The sequence below is a fragment of the Acetobacter sp. genome (assembly GCF_047723915.1).
Lineage (GTDB): Bacteria > Pseudomonadota > Alphaproteobacteria > Acetobacterales > Acetobacteraceae > Acetobacter.
Genome location: NZ_JBDOBQ010000001.1, coordinates 423,653 through 441,097 on the forward strand (window position 1 = coordinate 423,653; position 17,445 = coordinate 441,097).

The 17,445-nt window shown below is 61.2% G+C and carries 12 protein-coding genes; 9 read left to right on the forward strand and 3 right to left on the reverse strand.

What is annotated here, in order from left to right; translation table 11 throughout:
• Window positions 1–219 precede the first annotated feature (219 nt).
• From ABF990_RS01885 to ABF990_RS01920, 8 genes are read left to right on the forward strand one after another with little or no spacing between them, the layout of a single operon-like run.
• Window positions 220–2,064, forward strand: coding sequence for a type VI secretion system Vgr family protein (locus ABF990_RS01885; RefSeq protein WP_415500450.1), 1,845 nt, complete (start codon window positions 220–222; stop codon window positions 2,062–2,064).
• A gap of 17 nt (window positions 2,065–2,081) precedes the next feature.
• Complete coding sequence (locus ABF990_RS01890) at window positions 2,082–2,675, forward strand: DUF6931 family protein (protein WP_415500451.1); 594 nt, start codon at window positions 2,082–2,084, stop codon at window positions 2,673–2,675.
• The gene (gene tagH / locus ABF990_RS01895) at window positions 2,672–4,189 is read left to right on the forward strand and encodes a type VI secretion system-associated FHA domain protein TagH (protein WP_415500452.1); all 1,518 of its coding nucleotides are present in this window, start codon (window positions 2,672–2,674) and stop codon (window positions 4,187–4,189) included. Before ABF990_RS01890 ends, tagH begins: the two co-directional genes overlap by 4 nt.
• 31 nt (window positions 4,190–4,220) lie before the next feature.
• Window positions 4,221–5,555 carry a type VI secretion system baseplate subunit TssK gene (gene tssK / locus ABF990_RS01900; protein ID WP_415500453.1) on the forward strand — a complete coding sequence of 445 codons (1,335 nt, stop codon included), beginning with the start codon at window positions 4,221–4,223 and terminating at the stop codon, window positions 5,553–5,555.
• A 31-nt stretch (window positions 5,556–5,586) separates the two neighbouring features.
• A complete protein-coding gene (icmH, locus tag ABF990_RS01905; protein ID WP_415500454.1) occupies window positions 5,587–6,987 on the forward strand; it encodes a type IVB secretion system protein IcmH/DotU in 1,401 nt (466 codons plus the stop codon).
• Between the two features lie 7 nt (window positions 6,988–6,994).
• Window positions 6,995–10,510 (forward strand): type VI secretion system membrane subunit TssM, encoded by a 3,516-nt coding sequence (gene tssM, locus ABF990_RS01910; protein WP_415506453.1) that lies wholly within the window; start codon window positions 6,995–6,997, stop codon window positions 10,508–10,510.
• A complete protein-coding gene (gene tagF, locus ABF990_RS01915) occupies window positions 10,507–11,115 on the forward strand; it encodes a type VI secretion system-associated protein TagF (protein ID WP_415490175.1) in 609 nt (202 codons plus the stop codon). The genes tssM and tagF overlap by 4 nt, the downstream gene beginning before the upstream one ends.
• On the forward strand, window positions 11,112–11,843 hold the full coding sequence (locus ABF990_RS01920) for a PP2C family protein-serine/threonine phosphatase (protein WP_415490176.1): 732 nt from the start codon (window positions 11,112–11,114) through the stop codon (window positions 11,841–11,843). The genes tagF and ABF990_RS01920 overlap by 4 nt, the downstream gene beginning before the upstream one ends.
• 31 nt (window positions 11,844–11,874) lie before the next feature.
• Here ABF990_RS01920 and ABF990_RS01925 read toward each other — a convergent pair whose 3' ends face one another.
• The 3 genes from ABF990_RS01925 to mntR form a co-directional block, all read right to left on the reverse strand.
• Window positions 11,875–13,884, reverse strand: coding sequence for an ATP-binding protein (locus ABF990_RS01925; protein WP_415490177.1), 2,010 nt, complete (start codon window positions 13,882–13,884; stop codon window positions 11,875–11,877).
• The gene (locus ABF990_RS01930) at window positions 13,877–14,536 is read right to left on the reverse strand and encodes a LuxR C-terminal-related transcriptional regulator (RefSeq protein ID WP_415490178.1); all 660 of its coding nucleotides are present in this window, start codon (window positions 14,534–14,536) and stop codon (window positions 13,877–13,879) included. The genes ABF990_RS01925 and ABF990_RS01930 overlap by 8 nt, the downstream gene beginning before the upstream one ends.
• Window positions 14,537–15,105: 569 nt before the next feature.
• Window positions 15,106–15,648 (reverse strand): manganese-binding transcriptional regulator MntR, encoded by a 543-nt coding sequence (gene mntR, locus ABF990_RS01935; protein ID WP_415490179.1) that lies wholly within the window; start codon window positions 15,646–15,648, stop codon window positions 15,106–15,108.
• A 139-nt stretch (window positions 15,649–15,787) separates the two neighbouring features.
• Here mntR and ABF990_RS01940 point away from each other — a divergent pair, with 139 nt between their 5' ends.
• Entirely contained in the window at window positions 15,788–17,161 is a 1,374-nt protein-coding gene (locus ABF990_RS01940; RefSeq protein ID WP_415490180.1) for an Nramp family divalent metal transporter, read from the forward strand.
• Window positions 17,162–17,445 lie beyond the last annotated feature (284 nt).

Sequence of the window (17,445 nt, forward strand, 5' to 3'; positions counted from 1 at the left end):
ACAGGGGACAGAGCAATCGGCTGGGTGCGCGCGTCCACCCACCGGCAAATTCCAGATGGTTTATAAAGTCCTTTGTATTTTCTCTTGTTTTTTTAATTTCTTTTATTTTTCCTCTTTCCCGTCCCGCTGTTGATCTCTATACTCATGAATACTCGTGGTGCAAGTCCCCTGAACAGGGGACACGGCGCACGCTTCTCACTCTGGACGGACACCCTGCCGATGGATCTCGAGCTTCTCTCCATTGTTACGCCTTTGCGTGATGCGCCTTTTGGCGTCGCGCATGTGCAGGGCAATGAGGAGCTGAGCCGCCCTTTCATGTATCGGGTCGATCTTCATTCAGGCGCGGAGCAGCTCGACGCGGACCAGCTTCTGGACCAGGCGGTCAGCATTCAGGTGGCTCGCCCCCGGGGGGGCGGCATGCCCGCGCGCTATATTAACGGAATTGTCTCGGCGGTGGTGCAGAACCCCATGCAGGGCGACAATCTCTGGTCCTACAGCCTGACAGTCGTGCCGCGCCTGTGGTTTCTGGGCCAGACAAGCGACTGCCGTTTTTACCAGCAGATGTCTGTGCCGGAAATTGCTCTTAAAATCCTGTCATATTTTGGAATTACCTGCGACAACAGGCTTGCTCTCGACTACGCGCCACGCGACTATGTCGTGCAGTTCAATGAATCCTATCTGGATTTTCTTCAGAGAATTCTTGATGACTGCGGGATTTTTTATTTCTTTGTGCATGACGATCATAGCCATCGCATGATTCTGGCCGATGCCAATACCGCTTTTCCGGTCATGACCCCGCATGCCCTACCGCTCGATCAGGTGACTCCGGGTCTGGGTGTGATGCAGGACTGGGACCGGGCCGACGTCACGGTAACCGGCCGGATCGGTGCGGCAGATTACGACCCTGCAACCGACACGGCTTCTGTCGGGACATTGCATGCGGATGAATCCACGCTGCTGAAAGCCTCCGGTGCTGAAAGCCGCGTTCATTATGTGTGGCCTGCAACGCGCGATACGCGGGGTGGCGTGGCCGATGCGGTCAAGACACGGATGCAGGCGGCCGAAGCCACGGCCGAATTGTATGAGGGCAGCGGCCAGGTTCCGGCTTTTTTTGCCGGTGGCCGGCTTACGCTCCAGCGTGACCCGTTTGCGGGCGGTGGCAGTACGGACTACGTTGTGCGTTCGCTTGTATACGATGTTTCCAACGGGCAGCAGGGGGGATCGGTCGGTATTCGGCTTACCGCATTCCGGGCCGCGGTGGCCTATCGTCCCCGGCACGGAGTTGCAGCGCCGGTCATGGCCGGTCTTTACAGTGCGCTGGTTATTGGCCCACAGGGCGAGGACGTACACACCGACGATCTGGGGCGGATCAAGGTGCAGTTCCCCTTCGATCATATGCACGATATTTCAGCCGACAAGACTCTATGGGTCCGTGTCATGCACCCCTGGGCGGGCAATGGTTGGGGCATGCAGCATATCCCGCGTGTGGGAACGGAAGTCGCAATCGCGTTTTTAGAGGGGGACGTGAACCGGCCTGTCGCTGTGGGAGGGCTCTACAATGCCCGCAATGCGCCGATTTTTCCCGCCGCGGAAAAGACCCGAAGTGGCTGGCGCTCCCGGTCGATGGACGGTGGCAGAGCAAATTTCAGCGAGTTTTCGATCGATGATGCCAAGGGGCGGGAAGAAGTCCTGCTGCATGCAGAGCGTGATCTTGTGGTCGAGGTCGAGCACGACCGTTCTGTGTCTGTCACGCATGATGAAACCGTGCGGATCGACGGAAACAAGACGGATACGGTGCGGGGCGATCACGCCACGACTGTTTCAGAGGGCAACCTGTCGGTCGATGTCAGCGCCGGGGCCATGCACTGCAAGGCTGCGCAATCCATTACCCTGCAGGTGGGCGGCAGCACGATCGTTATCGATCCATCGGGTATCAGCCTGAGTATCGGCGAGAGCAGAATGCAACTGACGGCCGCCAGCGTGACGGTCGAATCCCCTCAGGTCACGGTGTCCGGGCAGGCGCTTCTGCAACTGTCGGGCGGCATTACCATGATCAATTCATGATGTCGGGAAAAGGCGAAATGCAAAGGTCCGCGCACAGCAAGCTGGCAGGGACTGATCTTGCGGATATACTGGCACTGAGCGGCATGACGGACGATATCGCAGCCAGCGCCATCCGTGCCGATACGGTCGAGCAGGCGTTATCGGCACTCGTGGCATCCGGCAGGGCGGCGGAAGCCGCGAGGCTGCTCGCCTATGCCCTGCCCCGGCGTGAAGCCGTGTGGTGGGCGTGCATGTGTGCCCGGCATACTGCCCCCGCAACATTGCCCGAGCCTGCGCGGAATGCCCTGGAGCTGGCTGAAAACTGGGTGCGCCAGCCCGATGAAGCCACGGGCCGCCAGGCCATGGAAACGGCCCGTCGGGCCGGGATGCAAAGCCCGGAATCCTGGGCGGCTGTCGCAGCGTTCTGGAGTGGTGCCTCCATGACTGCGGCGGGTGTGCCCCCCGTGCCCCCTGCCCCGCATCTTGCGGGAACGGCCGTGGCAAGTGCCGTCGCGCTTGCCGCCATCCGGGGGGATGCTTCCCGCCGCGATGCGCGGCTGGGGGTTTTCCTGCGTTCCGGGCAGGATATTGCAACAGGTGGCGCAGGGCGTCTGCCGCAGGAGCCCGCATGACCCTGACACTGACCGTACTGCGCTGCCCCGATGCGGTGTACCCGGAAACACGCCACGTTACCGGTGGGGAACTGCGCATCGGGCGTGGTCCCGACAATGACTGGGTGCTGGCGGACCCCGAACGGCACCTGTCCAAACGCCATTGCATTGTGGCGTTTCATCAAGGTGGCTGGGCGGTGGCCGATATCAGCACCAATGGCACGTTCGTCAATGACGATACTGCCCCGCTCGGCCATGGCACGATCCGCGAATTGCGCAGCGGCGACCGTATCCGTGTCGGCACATATGAAATAGAGGCCCAGATCGCCCCTGCCGGCTATGCGTCCATGTCGTCGGAAAACCATGCCGCCCCCCTTCCCGGGCTGGGGGCTGGAGGCAGAAGCACGCCTGCGCTGGATGACCCGTTTACCGATGCGCTGTTTGGCAGCCCGTCCACCACGGGGGAGCCGTCGCAGGACAGCGCTTTCCTGCATCAGGCGTTTGGAAGCGCCGACCCCCTGTTCGGAGCCCCGCTCCAGCCAGGTCCGGTTATCCTGCCGGATGATTTCAGCGCGCCGACAGCATCGCAGCCGGACTTTGGCGAACGACCGGCTATTGCGGACCATGTGCCTTCCTTCGGCGATGCGTTCTCTCCACCGGCGTCCCGTGCCCTCTTGCCCGATGACGATGACTGGGATCTGTCGCCCTTGGTTCCACCCGAGCCCCCCCTGCCCGAACCGGTGCCGGATACGGCTCTGACTGGCCTGAACACCGCGCCAGTGCCGGAACACCCGGAGCATGACGCATTTTTTGCTCATGATCCGGCGGATGCAGCACCTGCTCAGGCCCAGGGCAACCCCTTTGTCGAACCGGCAGATCTGGCCCGTACACCTGCCCCACCCGTAGCATCCGCACCCGCTGTACCCATCCCCGCTGCTGGCGGCAGCGACTTGATGAATGCTTTTCTGTCGGGTGCTGGGCTTGCCGACATGCCAGCCCCGGCAGACCAGCAGGCCCTGATGAACGCGGTGGGGGCCACGTTTCGGGCCATGGTGGCGGGGTTGCGGCAGGCCCTGATCGCGCGGGCGACCATCAAGGGTGAATTCCGGATCGAGCAGACGATGATCCGGGCGCGTGGGAACAATCCGCTGAAGTTTTCGGCCCATGATGACGATGCCCTTTGCGCGTTGCTGGGTCTGGGTCGGCGGGTGGATATGCGCCCCGATACCGCCGTAAGCGAGACGCTGCGTGACATGCGACTGCACGAACTGGCGACCATGGCCGCAATGCAGGATGCCGTTCGCGCCTTGATGACAAGCCTGGACCCCGCGCGCCTGCGCGCCAATGCGGATGAGGCCGGAGGCATGGCCCTGCTGCCAGCCCAGAAAAAGGCACGTGCCTTCGATATTTTCGAGAAAGAATACAAAACGGTCACAAACGGCCTGGCCGACAATTTTGACGCGGTCTTCGGGCAGGCATTCGCCCGTGCCTACGAAACAGCGTTGCACGACATCCAGGAACGGGGAACGTCATGAAAGACCAGGACCGGACGGAGCACACATACTCATGAGTTGGACCAATCGTGTGATCTGGCAGGAGGGCATGTTCATCCGCTCTCAGCACTTCCAGCAGCAGGACCGCTGGCTGGAGGCCGGGCTGCGGGCCAGGCTTGCGGGGTTGCAGCCCCATGGCTGGGGTCTGACACAGATGACAACGGACCAGGATCTTCTGGGCACAGGGCGGTTCGCGCTGTCGGCGGCGGCCGGTGTGTTCGAGGACGGAACACCGTTCTCCCTGCCCGGAGAGGCCGATCACCCTCCGCCGCTGGATGTACCCGACACCGCGCGTGGCGTGCTTGTGCATCTGGCGCTGCCGGTGCGGCAGCCCGGCGCGGTAGAAATTTCCGCATCGGCCGACCCCGGGGCGGAAGGACGCTACAGCCCCGCCGTGTTCGAAGCCTATGATACGCATTCGGCTTCGCCCCAGCCAGCCGATATTCTGGTAGGCCGCCTCAAGCTGCGCTACCTGCTCGATACCGACGACCGCTCCGGTTATCTGTGCATTCCGCTTGCCCGGATCATTGAAGTCTCCGCCGACCGGCGCGTTACCCTTGACGAGCGCTGGATACCGCCCGCCTTGCTGTGCCACGTGTCGCGGTCCCTGTCGGGGCTTGTCGTGGAACTGGCAGGCATGATCAACCAGCGTGGTGAGGCCCTGGCCACACGTCTGGCGGCACCCAATACGCGCGGCGTGGCTGAAGTGGCGGATTTCATGTTGCTTCAGGCGCTCAACCGCTGGCAGGGGCTGTTGCAGCACTGGTCCGACGCCTTCGCCATTCACCCCGAAACACTGTACAGCGCCTGTGTGCAGATGGCGGGCGAGCTTGCCACCTTTACCGATACAAAACGGAGGCCGGGCACTTATCCGGGGTATCGGCACGAAGATTTGCAGCGTGCGTTCGGTCCGGTCATTGCCGATCTGCGCCGTGCCCTGTCTTCGGTCATGGAAACGAATGCTGTGGCCATTCCCCTGCAGGAGCGTCGGCATGGGGTGCATGTGGGGCCGATTACCGACCGTACCGTGCTCCAGAACGCCAATTTCGTGTTGAGCGTGCAGGCCGATGTCCCGACCGAGACGCTGCGTCGACTGTTTCCCGCGCAGGTCAAGATCGGCGCTGTCGAACAGATCCGTGAACTGGTGAATGTCGCCCTGCCCGGCATTGCCATCCGGCCGTTGCCCGTAGCCCCCCGCCAGATCCCGTTCCACGCGGGGGCAACCTATTTCGAACTCGATCGCAACAGTCCGCACTGGCAGCAGATGCGCAACTCGGGTGGTTTCGCGATTCATGTATCGGGCGATTTTCCCGGTCTGCGCATGGATCTGTGGGCGATCCGTGGATGACGCGGCACGGCCATAGGGCGGGAGAGCCATAATGAACAGCGATAACCCATTTGCAGAACCCGATGATTCGGACCGGACTGTCATCCGCCCCATGCCGGGTGGGCGCAAGCCGGGTGCAGCCCAGTCGTCCCCGGCTTTTGGCGGGGGCGCATCCTTCCCCCCCGAATCAGAGGCCACGGCCTTCATGGCCGCCCCGACGCAAACGCCTGTGCCCCGTGCGCCGGAAGCCGCGCAGACAATTGAAATGGGTGGCGGTCCCCTGCTCGGCGCCGCCGGACCACTTTTGCAGCTTCTGGGGCGTCTGCGGCAGTTGCGCACTCCGCCCAACCAGACTGAACTGCGTCAACGCGCGGTGCGTGCACTGCGCACTTTCGAGGACAAGGCCCGTGCAGCCGACATCCCGCTCGAGCAGCTCCGTCCCGCGCATTACGCCCTATGCGCCAGTCTGGATGACGTCATACTCGCCACCCCATGGGGCAGTCAGGGCATATGGGCCCAGCATTCGCTTGTTTCGACCTTTCATCAGGAAGTGCGTTCGGGCGAGCGGTTTTTTGATGTGCTGCAACAGATCAGGCAGAATCCCGGTCGGTTCCTGCCCGTGCTGGAGCTGATGTATTTCTGCCTGTCCCTTGGATATATGGGGCGCTACCGCCTGACCCCGCGCGGTGTGTCGGAAATCGACAGGCTGCGTGAAGAGACATATGAAATTATCCGTCGTCAGAAGCCACGGGGCGATGCCGCATTGTCTCCGCACTGGCAGGGCGTGAATGCCCCGTTTCGCAGCGGTCGTGGGGGTGTGCCTGTCTGGACGGCGGGCGTGCTGGCCGTGGGGGTTCTCGGGCTGGTTTTTGCCCAGTCGCTTTTTTCCCTCAGTCACCGTTCGGACGCCGCTTTCTCCACCGCATTGGCGGCTCCGCCTGCGAGCATGCCGCACATTCTGCGGGACCAGCCGGCAACGCCGCCCGCACAGGCGCCATCCAGTGGGCCTACCGTCCTGCAACGCCTTTCCACATTCCTGCAGCCCGAAATTGCAGCGGGACAGGTCAGTGTTCTGGGCACGCCACGCCAGCCCATGGTGCGGATCAACAACCAGGGTCTGTTTGCGTCGGGCTCGGCGTCGGTCGAGCCCGGTGCGCTGCCGCTGCTGCACAAGATCGGTACCGCCCTCGCGGCAGAAACAGGACAGGTCAGCGTGACCGGCTATACCGATAACCAGCCGATCCATACCCTGCGCTTTCCCTCCAATTTCGAATTGTCACGCGCCCGCGCGCAGGCCGCGGGGGCAGTGCTGAACGAGACAATCGGCAACGCCGCCCGTGTCATGACCAATGGCATGGGGGCCGCCGACCCGGTTGCCGATAATGGCACTCCCGCCGGGCGGGCGCAGAACCGGCGTATCGAAATCGTCCTAGACCATCTTTCTGGAAACTGAGCGAGACATGAGCAAGATTGTCGCCATCCTGACTGCGCGCTGGTTTCTCAGTGGCGTCGCGACCGCCGTGCTGGGCACCCTGCTCTGGTTCTTCGGGCCGTTCCTGTCCATGCTGGCGCCCTTATGGCCCCGTGTTGCGGGTGTGCTGCTGCTGGCCGCACTCTGGGTCGGTCTTAACCTTGCTATCGACTGGCAACGGCGCAGGCGCGATGCCGCTCTGGCCCAGGGGGTTGCGGGCAGCCATGCGGCTGGCACTGTCATGGATCAGGCCGCCGCCGCCGAGGTCGCGGCCCTGGCCGACAGGCTGAAAGAGGCGCTGACCGTTCTGCGCAGGGCGCGCGGTCGGGGCGCCTACCTGTACGAACAGCCGTGGTATGTCATCATCGGGCCGCCGGGTTCGGGTAAAACCACGGCGCTGCTCAATGCGGGGCTGACATTCCCGCTGAACGACACCGCTATAGCGGGTGTGGGTGGCACGCGCCTGTGCGACTGGTGGCTGAGCGATCAGGCCGTGCTGATCGATACTGCCGGGCGTTACACAACCCAGGATTCAGCGAACGGCACCGACACCGCCGGATGGGACGCGTTTCTGGACCTGTTGCGCCGCACCCGTAAACGTCAGGCGCTCAACGGTGTGATGGTCGCATTCTCGCTGGCCGATCTGGCTGGCATGACGGCCTCGGAACGTACGGCCCATGCCCAGGCAATACGCCGCCGTATCCGTGACATGACAGAACGGCTGGGCCTGCGGCTGCCGGTCTATATGCTGCTGACAAAAGCGGACCTGCTGGCGGGTTTCAGCGAATTCTACGATGATCTGGATGAGGAACGCCGGGCCCAAGTCTGGGGCATGACCTTCGACCCCGCGGCTGCCAACCCCATTGGCGCGCTGGACACGGAATTCGCTCTGCTGTGCCAGCGGCTGGACGACCGGTTGATCGACCTGCTGCAACGCGAACGCAGTCCCGAAAAACGCGTGCAGATCGCGGCTTTTCCGTCGCAGTTCGCAAGCATGCAAGCACCATTGTCCAGTTTCCTGACAGAAGCGTTTGGCGCGTCGCTGCTCGACCCCGCACCTTTTCTGCGTGGGGTCTATTTCACATCCGGAACGCAGGAAGGCACACCGTTCGACCGGCTGACCGGGGCACTGGCACGGTCCTATGGCATAGACCAGGCGCGTGCCCCTGCCCTGCGTCCCGTCAAGGGGCGCAGCTATTTTCTGCGGCATCTGTTGGGTAGCGTCATGTTCGGCGAAGCCATGCTGGCCAGCATGGCCCCGGCCCGCAGGCGTCGGCTTATGGCTTTGCGGGCTGGCGGATACGGTGCCGTGACCGTGGCGTTTGTCCTGATACTTGCCGGTTTAATGGCAAGCCGGGCCCGCAATGCGGATGCGATCGAACGCAGCAATGCCGCCCTGCGCGCTTATGAACATATTGCCCGCGGGCTGCCCCTGGACCCGGTGCGCGACAGCGATGTCATGAGCATCCTGCCGCTGCTCGACGCCGCACGCGCGCTCCCCTTCGGTACGGACGACCGGACTGGCGGAGATGACGGCCTGAGCATGGGGCTGAGCCAGACCGGCAAGCTGGCCGCGGCGGCACAGGCGACGTATCGGCACGCGCTCGATTACGCCTTGCTGCCACGCATGATCCTACAACTGGAAGCGGAAATGCGTGGTGGCTTCGACAGGCCGGAATTCCTTTATCAGGTCACACGCGTCTATCTGATGCTTGGCGGGCAAGGCCCGATCGACCCCGCGCTGGTCAGGGCATGGATGAAACTGGACTGGGAACGGCTTTACCCCGGGCCCGCCCGGGCACAGCAGCGTGCGGAGCTGCAACAGCATCTGGATGCGCTGCTGAACGCTCCCCTGCCCCAGGTCGCACTGGATGGCACGCTGGTCGATGCCGCCAGAACGACCTTTGCCCATGTCTCCCCGGCTGAGCGGATCTACTCGCGTATTCGCGATTCTGCGCCGGCAACCCTGGCCCCGTGGGTTCCCGCACAGGAAATGGGTGCTGCGGGGGTGCCGCTGTTCAGCCGGGCTTCGGGCAAGGCGCTGAATGAAGGTATTCCGGGGTTCTATACCCTCAAGGGCTTCCGCACTGTCATGCTGCCAGCGCTGGCGCATGTCACGCATGACGTCACCGACGAAAGCTGGGTGCTGGGACCGCAGATGGCTGTCGACCCCGCAAGTCCGGAAATTGCGGGGCTGGAAGGTGCCGTGCTTGCACTTTATTCCAAGGACTACGAAGCTCATTGGGATGCCATGCTGGCTGACCTGAACCTGAAGCCGGCCACAAACGCCGCTCAGGCCGCGCAGAACCTGTATGTCCTGTCGTCGCCCCAGTCTCCCATGCTCAGGCTGCTGAACAGTGCCGTGACACAGATGCAGCTTTCAGCCCCGCCCGCCCCTACTGCCGGGCCCGCCCAGGCGGCCCTGCAGGCGGGCGCTGCTGCTGTGAATGCAAACGCGGCGGAGGCCAGTCTGAAAGGGCTTATAGCCCAGACCGGTGCGGGTGCGGATAATCAGGCGGCAGTACCCGGCAGTGAGGTTGGCGCCTATTATGCCCCGCTGATTACCTATGTCGGTGCGGGTAGCGGGTCTCCTCTGTCCATGACCCTGAACCTTATAACCAATCTGCATCAGCAGATGGCGGCCCTGATGGCGCCGACAGGGGGGGCTGGCATGTCCCTGCAGGGCGGGGATGCAGCGTCTCTTCTGGCGGGTGAGGCTTCGACCGCTCCGCTACCGGTCAGCCGGTGGCTGGGCAGCCTGACCCGCAACGTCAACGATCTGCGTGGGGGGAGTGCTGCCAAGGCGGCGGGGAGCGCTTTCAACGGCGCGGGGGGGCCTGCGCAACTGTGCCAGCAGGCAGTTGCCGGACGTTACCCGTTTATTGCCTCGTCGAATACCGATATTCCTATGGGTGATTTTGCCCGTCTGTTCGCGCCCAACGGTCTGCTGGACAGTTTTTTCAGCCAGCAGGTTCAGCCTTTTGTCGACATGTCGCAGCCTGTCTGGCGGGTTCAGGCCGTCAACGGTGTGGCGCCGCCGATCGGTCAGGGGGCGTTGGTCGCCTTTCAGCGTGCGCAGACCATCAAGCAGGCATTTTTTGCATCCGGCCTGCAACCTGCGGTCCAGTTTACGCTAACCCCTCTTTCCCTGGGGGCTGACGCAACGCAGGCGGTGCTGCAACTCGGCGGGGTGAATGTGACCTACGCCCAGGGCCCGCAGGTGGCGACAACCGTGTCATGGCCGGGGAATGACGGCATGCAGACGGCACGCCTGACAATAACACTGGCCGCAGGTGGTCCGCCCCTGCAACTGAGCGCATCGGGACCGTGGGCAATGTTTCATCTGTTCAGCCAGGGGCGGATTGCCCAAGCAGGTGGGGCGGACCGCTATACCCTGACGTTCGATATCGGAGGGCATACCGTCAGCTATACGCTTGGCGCGACATCGGTGCTCAATCCTTTTGTGCCGGGGTTGATGTCATCTTTCCGCTGTCCCACGTTATGACGACTGATACCGCCTTACCCTTTTGCCCTGCCGGGACGGGTTTTTTCGGCAAGCTGCCATCACAGGGCGATTTTGTGCGGCATGGTCTTTGCGAAGCTACGGTTGCCGCTCTGGATCTGTGGTGCCGTGAATGCCTGCTGAGCATCATGCAATCCATTGGCCCGGACTGGCGCAACGCCTGGATGGTCGCCCCTGTCTGGCATTTTGCGCTGCCTGCTGGCGCGTGCGGTCCGCAGGCGCTGCTGGGGGTATGGATGCCCAGCATGGACCGGGTTGGGCGATGTTACCCGTTTATGGTCTGTGCACAGGCCCCGGATCTCGCCCCCCTGCTTGACGGAGCCGCGTGGCTTGACCAGGCAGCGGAGGCAGCCATCTGCTCCGTGGTAGATGATACGGCTGTAACGGCACTGCGGCACAGGCTGGATGAGCCTGCCATATCCCGACGTCTGCCGGCCGTGCCTGGCTGGTGGACACAGGGAGGGCCGTCGCGCGGTCCTGCCCGGTTCGAACTGGCATGTCTTCCGCCTGCCACAATGGCGGCGGAACTGGTGTGCGATAATACTTTTTCCCATGTTCCTTCCCATGTTCCGACAGAGGTCAGATGATACGTTCCTGGGCAAAGACGGATGCCGGTCCCAAACGCCGGCATAATGAAGACCGTCTTCTCAACCGCCCCGATATTGGCCTTTGGGCCGTGGCGGATGGTGCGGGTGGCCACCAGGCGGGTGATGTCGCCGCAACCACTGTGATCGACGCGCTGGACGCCCTTCCCGGCCTGTCCTCGGCCCCGGAAATGCTGGGCGCGATCCGTCATGCCGTGACCGTAGCGGATACGTCCTTGCGGCAGGAGGCCGCACGCAGGGGGAGCGATGTGGTAATTGCCACCACTCTGGTCTGCCTTGTCATCCGTAACGGGCATTTCGCATGCCTCTGGGCCGGAGATTCACGCGCCTATCTCTATCGTGGGGGATCGCTGAGCCAGATTACGCAGGACCACAGTCTGGTGCAGGAACTGGTCGATGCAGGGCAGATCAGCCCCGAAAACGCGGAATCCCATCCCCATGCGAACATTATTACGCGAGCAATCGGCGCGGGTGAGGATGAACTGGTGCTGGACAAGGTGATCGGGAAACTGCACCCCGGTGATGGCTTCCTTCTCTGTAGTGACGGCATCACCAAAACACTGAATGCAGCCGAAATCGGCGCTGCATTATCCGTCATGCCGGACCTCGACCCCACAGCCATGCTGATCGGTGCGGCACTTGCCCAAAAGGCGACGGATAATGTGACCGCAGTGGTGATTGCATGCGATCAGGCAGGTAATTCACTGTGATTGAAAGAAAATATTTTCCGGCAGGTCACTGTCAGGCAGAAACTGCGGGATGCTCGATCGGCAGCCAGAGCATGAAATGCGTGCCCGGGCTACCCAGGTGCCAGTCGACACGCCCAGCCAAAGCATTGGCGCGCCAGTGAATGTTGTGGAGCCCACGGCCCTGGCTGGTGCGTGTATCGGGGCGGAATCCCGAGCCGTTGTCTTCGATCCTGACAAGAATGCCTGGGTGCTCTGTTGTGGTTGACAGCCGAATATGGCTGGCCTGCGCATGTTTGAGAATATTTGTGATGACTTCCTGCAGAATACGCAGGACATGCAGGGCGGAGGATGGGGTCAGCCATTCGAGTGGCGGCAACGGGGTGACGGCCCATTCCAGCATGACGCCCTGCGCATGTAGTCTGGGCGCAAGGCGGAAGCGCAGGTTGGCAAGCAGCATGAGCAGGTCGGCGTCAACAGGTTCCAGTGAATCGACGGTCAGTTTCAGGTCGAACAGGCAGTCTTTCAGTGTTTCTGCCAGCACCGCATGGGATGCCGCATGGTCTGCAAGGTGTATTGCCCCTGTCAGGGTCGAACCCAGGCCATCGTGCATGTCGCGCATCAGGCGCTGGCGTTCAGCCACCAGCAGTTCGCGCTGTTCGATCTGGTGCAGCCGCTCGTAAGTATCACGCAGCGTCATTTCCTGTGCACGCAGGCGCGTCTCCAGCAGCTGGTTACTGCGTTCGGCCTGACCCAGTGCGTTGATATAGCGCCGGCACAGAATATACAGGCAGCTCAGGAACAGATCCGGCGTGATATAGGGCAGCAGGTAGATATGCCCGATGCTGACATAATAATTGGCCATCAGCATATCGTGCACCGCAATGGGGAACATGAGCATGTTCCAGAACAGCAGCAACATGCCCGAGCCCGACCGCCGTCGCCACATGGCCGCCATCAGCAGCGGCATGGTCGGGGTGGAAAGCATAAAGCAGAAAATATAGGCACACAGTGCCAGCGCCGAAATGGTGGCCGATGAATGAAACAGCGGCGATGTCGCCACGCTGCATACGATCATGCCCCAGACCAGCAGGCGTTTCAGCCATGGAAATTCCACCTCGGCCAGGCCGCAGCAGAACAGCCAGCCTACGACAATGAGCCAGCACATGGAATTGACCGTGGCCCAGCCGAACCACACGGGAGAGAGAACGGTCGGGTCGAGAGGGCCCAGAAAATGCAGAATGCGTGTCGTATAGAGAATGGCGGCGAAAACAAAGAGAAGATACAGATCGCTGTCCGGCCGGGCCACGGCCACGAAGAACAGAACGACAGCCATGGAGAGCAGTACCACAGCAAATATGCCGGGTACAATGCATTGCAGGGCCAGCCGAATGCGATAGCGCCAGAACAGCGCATTATGCTGACCGGCCCAGGCGGGGGTGATCGCCCCGCCCAGCCCCGGCAGGGTGTCCATGCGCAGCAGGATGACGGAAGCTCCCGGGTCTGGCAGGTCGATCAGCACCGGGCGGTTGAAGCTGTTCCAGATGATGTCACCATGTGACCGCCAGACCAGATGGCCGTTCTGGTATATGGCAAGGCGCCCTTCGGTTTTCCAGCGCGGCAGATAGAAGCTGATATCGTTGCTCATTGTCCCCAGCCCGGTTGGCGGGGTTACCTTGAAACGGTACCAGCTTGTCATTGCATGGCCCTGGCTTGCGGCAGGAATGACCTTGGTCCGGGGTATGCCGGTATAGGGAAGTGTAACCTCTTTCCAGTCACCTTCAGGGCCGTGGGGTATAATCTCATCAGCCTGCGGGGCGTTCAGATCGGTCAGGGTCTCCTGTTTCAGGAATTCCGCCGTCGGGAAATACTGCGTCCATAACGGGCGGGAGCGACTAAAAGCCGGATCGTACAGCATGCGAACCAGCAGCAGCAGGACAAAGCCCACAACGATTGCGCCGCAGCCAAGCAGAAGTGCGCGTCGCCAGTACCGGACGCTGGGGCTGGCTCCGTTATATCCGGCGTAGTCGTTATTCGGTCCGTCGTCGCTCTTTGGTTCAGTCATCGAGCCACCCTTGGCGGCGGCCGAGGGTGACGGCTTCCATCCGCGATGTGACAGCAAGCTTGCGATAGATACGCCTGATATGGGTTTGTACCGTGTGGGCCGAGATCTGTAGCTCGACAGCAATTTCCGCAGAGGTGAAACCCTGCGAGATTTTTTGCAGGACCTCGCTTTCGCGTTCGGACAGAGGGGAACGGTCGCGCCCGGTCGACTGGGGCAGATGAACGCGAAAGCGGGACAGGATCTGCCTCGCGATCATGGGGCTGATCGGGCTGCCGCCCTGATGGACGCTGCGGATGTCGGCCATGCGCTGGCTGTCATCACTGTCCTTGAGCAGGTATCCCGCCGCCCCCGACGCAATGGCGGCCATTACATCGGCCTCATCCCCGAAACTCGTATTGACCAGGACCGCACAGTGCGGCCAGCGTTCGACGGCGGAACGTATCACATCCAGCCCCGAACCGTCAGGCAGGCCGATATCGGCCAGCAGGACATCCGCCGCAGGCCCGTCCAGCATGGCCAGACCGGCAGCCCTGGTCGATGCCGTGGCATGGAGCGTCATGTCCGGCTGGGCATTAATGGCATTGGCCATGGCGGTGTGGAAAGCCGCATCGTCCTCGAGTATGGCGATGCGTAGGGAATCGGTTTTTTCCATCCTGGCATCATGGCCATAAATTCGGCAGTGAATGAAAGTCGTAGATATCGATTTTCTTTAAATATCACGATTTTGCGACGGCGTGCTGAGTCTCCCTTCTACGTTTCGGGTTCGCTATATATCGCGATATCAGGAGAGAAAATACCCGTTTCGGCTTGCGCTGGACCTGACAGTTCGGGTTATCGATTGTGTGAAACACCATGCCGACCTTGCCATCCGCACCGGCCCCACGCGAGAGTTCGGACTATTGCAACGCAGGCTGCCGGAAACACATATGCTGACCGTTGCTGCTCCAGCTTATCTTGAACGGCACGGCATGCCCTAGGCCGTGGAGGATCTGACACACTATAACTGCCTGACATTGACCTTCCCGCGTCATACGCTGGAATGGCATTTCAGAAACCTGAATGGTGAGGTGCTGACGAGCGATACGTGAACGCCAATGCTGTTCGCGCACTGAAATCTTAGCAGAAAGAGCTTGCTGGGCAGAACCGGCTTAAGTCGTCAGTCTGGTTCTTTGCGCGTAGTGCTCCGGGCGTGCTCGTCTGGCATATGCTTGCCCCCTGCCCCTATTCTCTGTCGCCGCCGTTTCTGGCCGCTGCCATGAAGTCCGCCAGGCCGGCATTCATGGCGGTCTGGAACGCGTCTAGCGTTTCAGCGCCGACATAATGCTCCAGCCCTTCCGCATCGATCCGGGCACTCTCGGTGCTGATGCCCAGAGCGAGCAGGAATGCCTCGACAATGCGGTGTCGGGAGCGGACTTTTTCCGCCATGACCCGTCCCGCATGAGAGAGAAAGACGCCGCGATAGGGCTTGCGGGCCACAAGTCCTTCATCTGCAAGGCGTGTCAGCATTTTTGCGACGGTTGGCTGCGATACACCCAGACGTTCCGCCAGATCGACCTGTCGGGCTTCCTGCCCTTCATCCAGAAGATCGGCGATCAACTCCACATAATCCTCGGCCAGGGCGTTCTGGCGTGCGGCGCGATTGGCGCGGAACCCCTCGGAATGGGTTTCAACGTCAGGGAGTGTGTCAGGTAGAGTCATGGATTGGTATGTCTTGTTCCGTTTAATCACGATGTCCGGCAGCCCCGGAACGGACCCGGCAAACATTATTCCTTTTTACATACATTATCAAACACCGAATATTATAGTGCTGGCTAACCAATATCCGCCACTCATCATAAATTTCCATAAGCTTGTTAATATAGCATATTGCATATCGTGGGATCATGCTGTTTAGTGCGACATCATGCCAGACGATCCTCGTGTCCATAACAGCCTGCCCGTATCCGAAAAGGCAGTCTGGCGGTTCGCCAGCCAGACCGAAGCCGACAGCAACACCCTGTCCGAGGTGTTTGCCAGCGTACGCGTGCCCGCAGCCGATGCGTCCTGGTGCCGCCGTTTCCTGGCATTTGTAGGGCCGGGCTATATGGTGTCCGTCGGCTATATGGACCCCGGCAACTGGGCTACGGATCTCCAGGGGGGCGCGCAGTTCGGCTATACCCTGCTGGCTGTCATCATGTTGTCGAACCTGATGGCGATCCTGTTACAGGCCCTGTCAGCGCGGCTTGGTATTGCCACCGGGCGCGATCTGGCCCAGGCCTGTCGCGATCACTTTCCTCCCGGCCTGAATATCGTGTTATGGCTGGCCTGCGAAATGGCGATCATCGCCTGTGATCTGGCTGAGGTTATTGGAACAGCGGTAGCCCTGCAACTGCTCTTTGGCATTCCCCTGCTCGCAGGGGCCATGATCTCGGTGCTCGATGCATTCATTGTCCTGTTTCTGATGAACCGGGGCTTCCGTTATCTTGAGGCATTCATCATCGGGCTTTTAAGCATTATTGCTTTGTGTTTTGCAGTGCAGGTCGTGGCAGCAGCACCGCCATTGGCAGGGATACTGCACGGCTTTCTGCCCTCGCCCGAGATCGTGACCAACAGTAAAATGCTCTATATCGCCATCGGGATCATCGGGGCGACTGTCATGCCCCATAACCTGTACCTTCATTCCTCCATCGTGCAGACCCGCGCTTTCGAGCGCACATCGACGGGGCGGCGCGAGGCCATTCGCTGGGCGACATGGGACAGCACCATAGCCCTGATGCTGGCGCTTTTCATCAATGCTGCCATTCTGATTGTTGCGGCTGCCGCCTTTCATACGACGGGGCACCAGGACGTGGCGGAAATAGAGGATGCTTACCGCCTTCTTTCACCTATTCTGGGGCTGGGTATCGCCTCTACCCTGTTTGCGGTGGCGTTACTTGCTGCGGGCACCAATTCGACCATTACAGGCACGCTCGCCGGGCAGATCATCATGGAAGGGTTCCTGCGGCTGCGTATTCCGCATTGGGCTCGTCGTCTGCTGACCCGTGGTCTGGCCATTATTCCGGTTATTGCGGTGACAGCCATTTACGGCAGCAAAGGTGTGGGAGAACTGCTGTTGCTGAGCCAGGTCATCCTGTCGATGCAACTGCCTTTTGCCGTTGTTCCACTGGTTCTGTTTGTGTCGGACCGGCGGAAAATGGGGGAGTTCGTGATATCCCGCAAACTTGCCGCGCTCTCCTGGGTGGTGGCTGCCGTTATTCTGATTCTCAATTTCAAGCTGCTTTTCGACACGGTTTTCTAGGTTCAACGGCCTTCAGGCGCCATCTTGCGGAAGAAGCATATCGTGTACGCCTTACAATATAGCAAATGCTATTCTTATAAGCTCATGCGTTTTAAGCCTGTCAGTGGCGACACTTCCGGTCGTGCATATACGTGTGCACGCATAATACTGTGTTCATGTATGGCCATTGGCCTCGAGTGTTTTGCTTCCAATGCTGCCCATGCGACAGCTACCGAACAACATGGAGGTGCCGGCAGACCGGTAATACAATCGCCCGCCGCGCAAAAGACGCATGACCCACACGA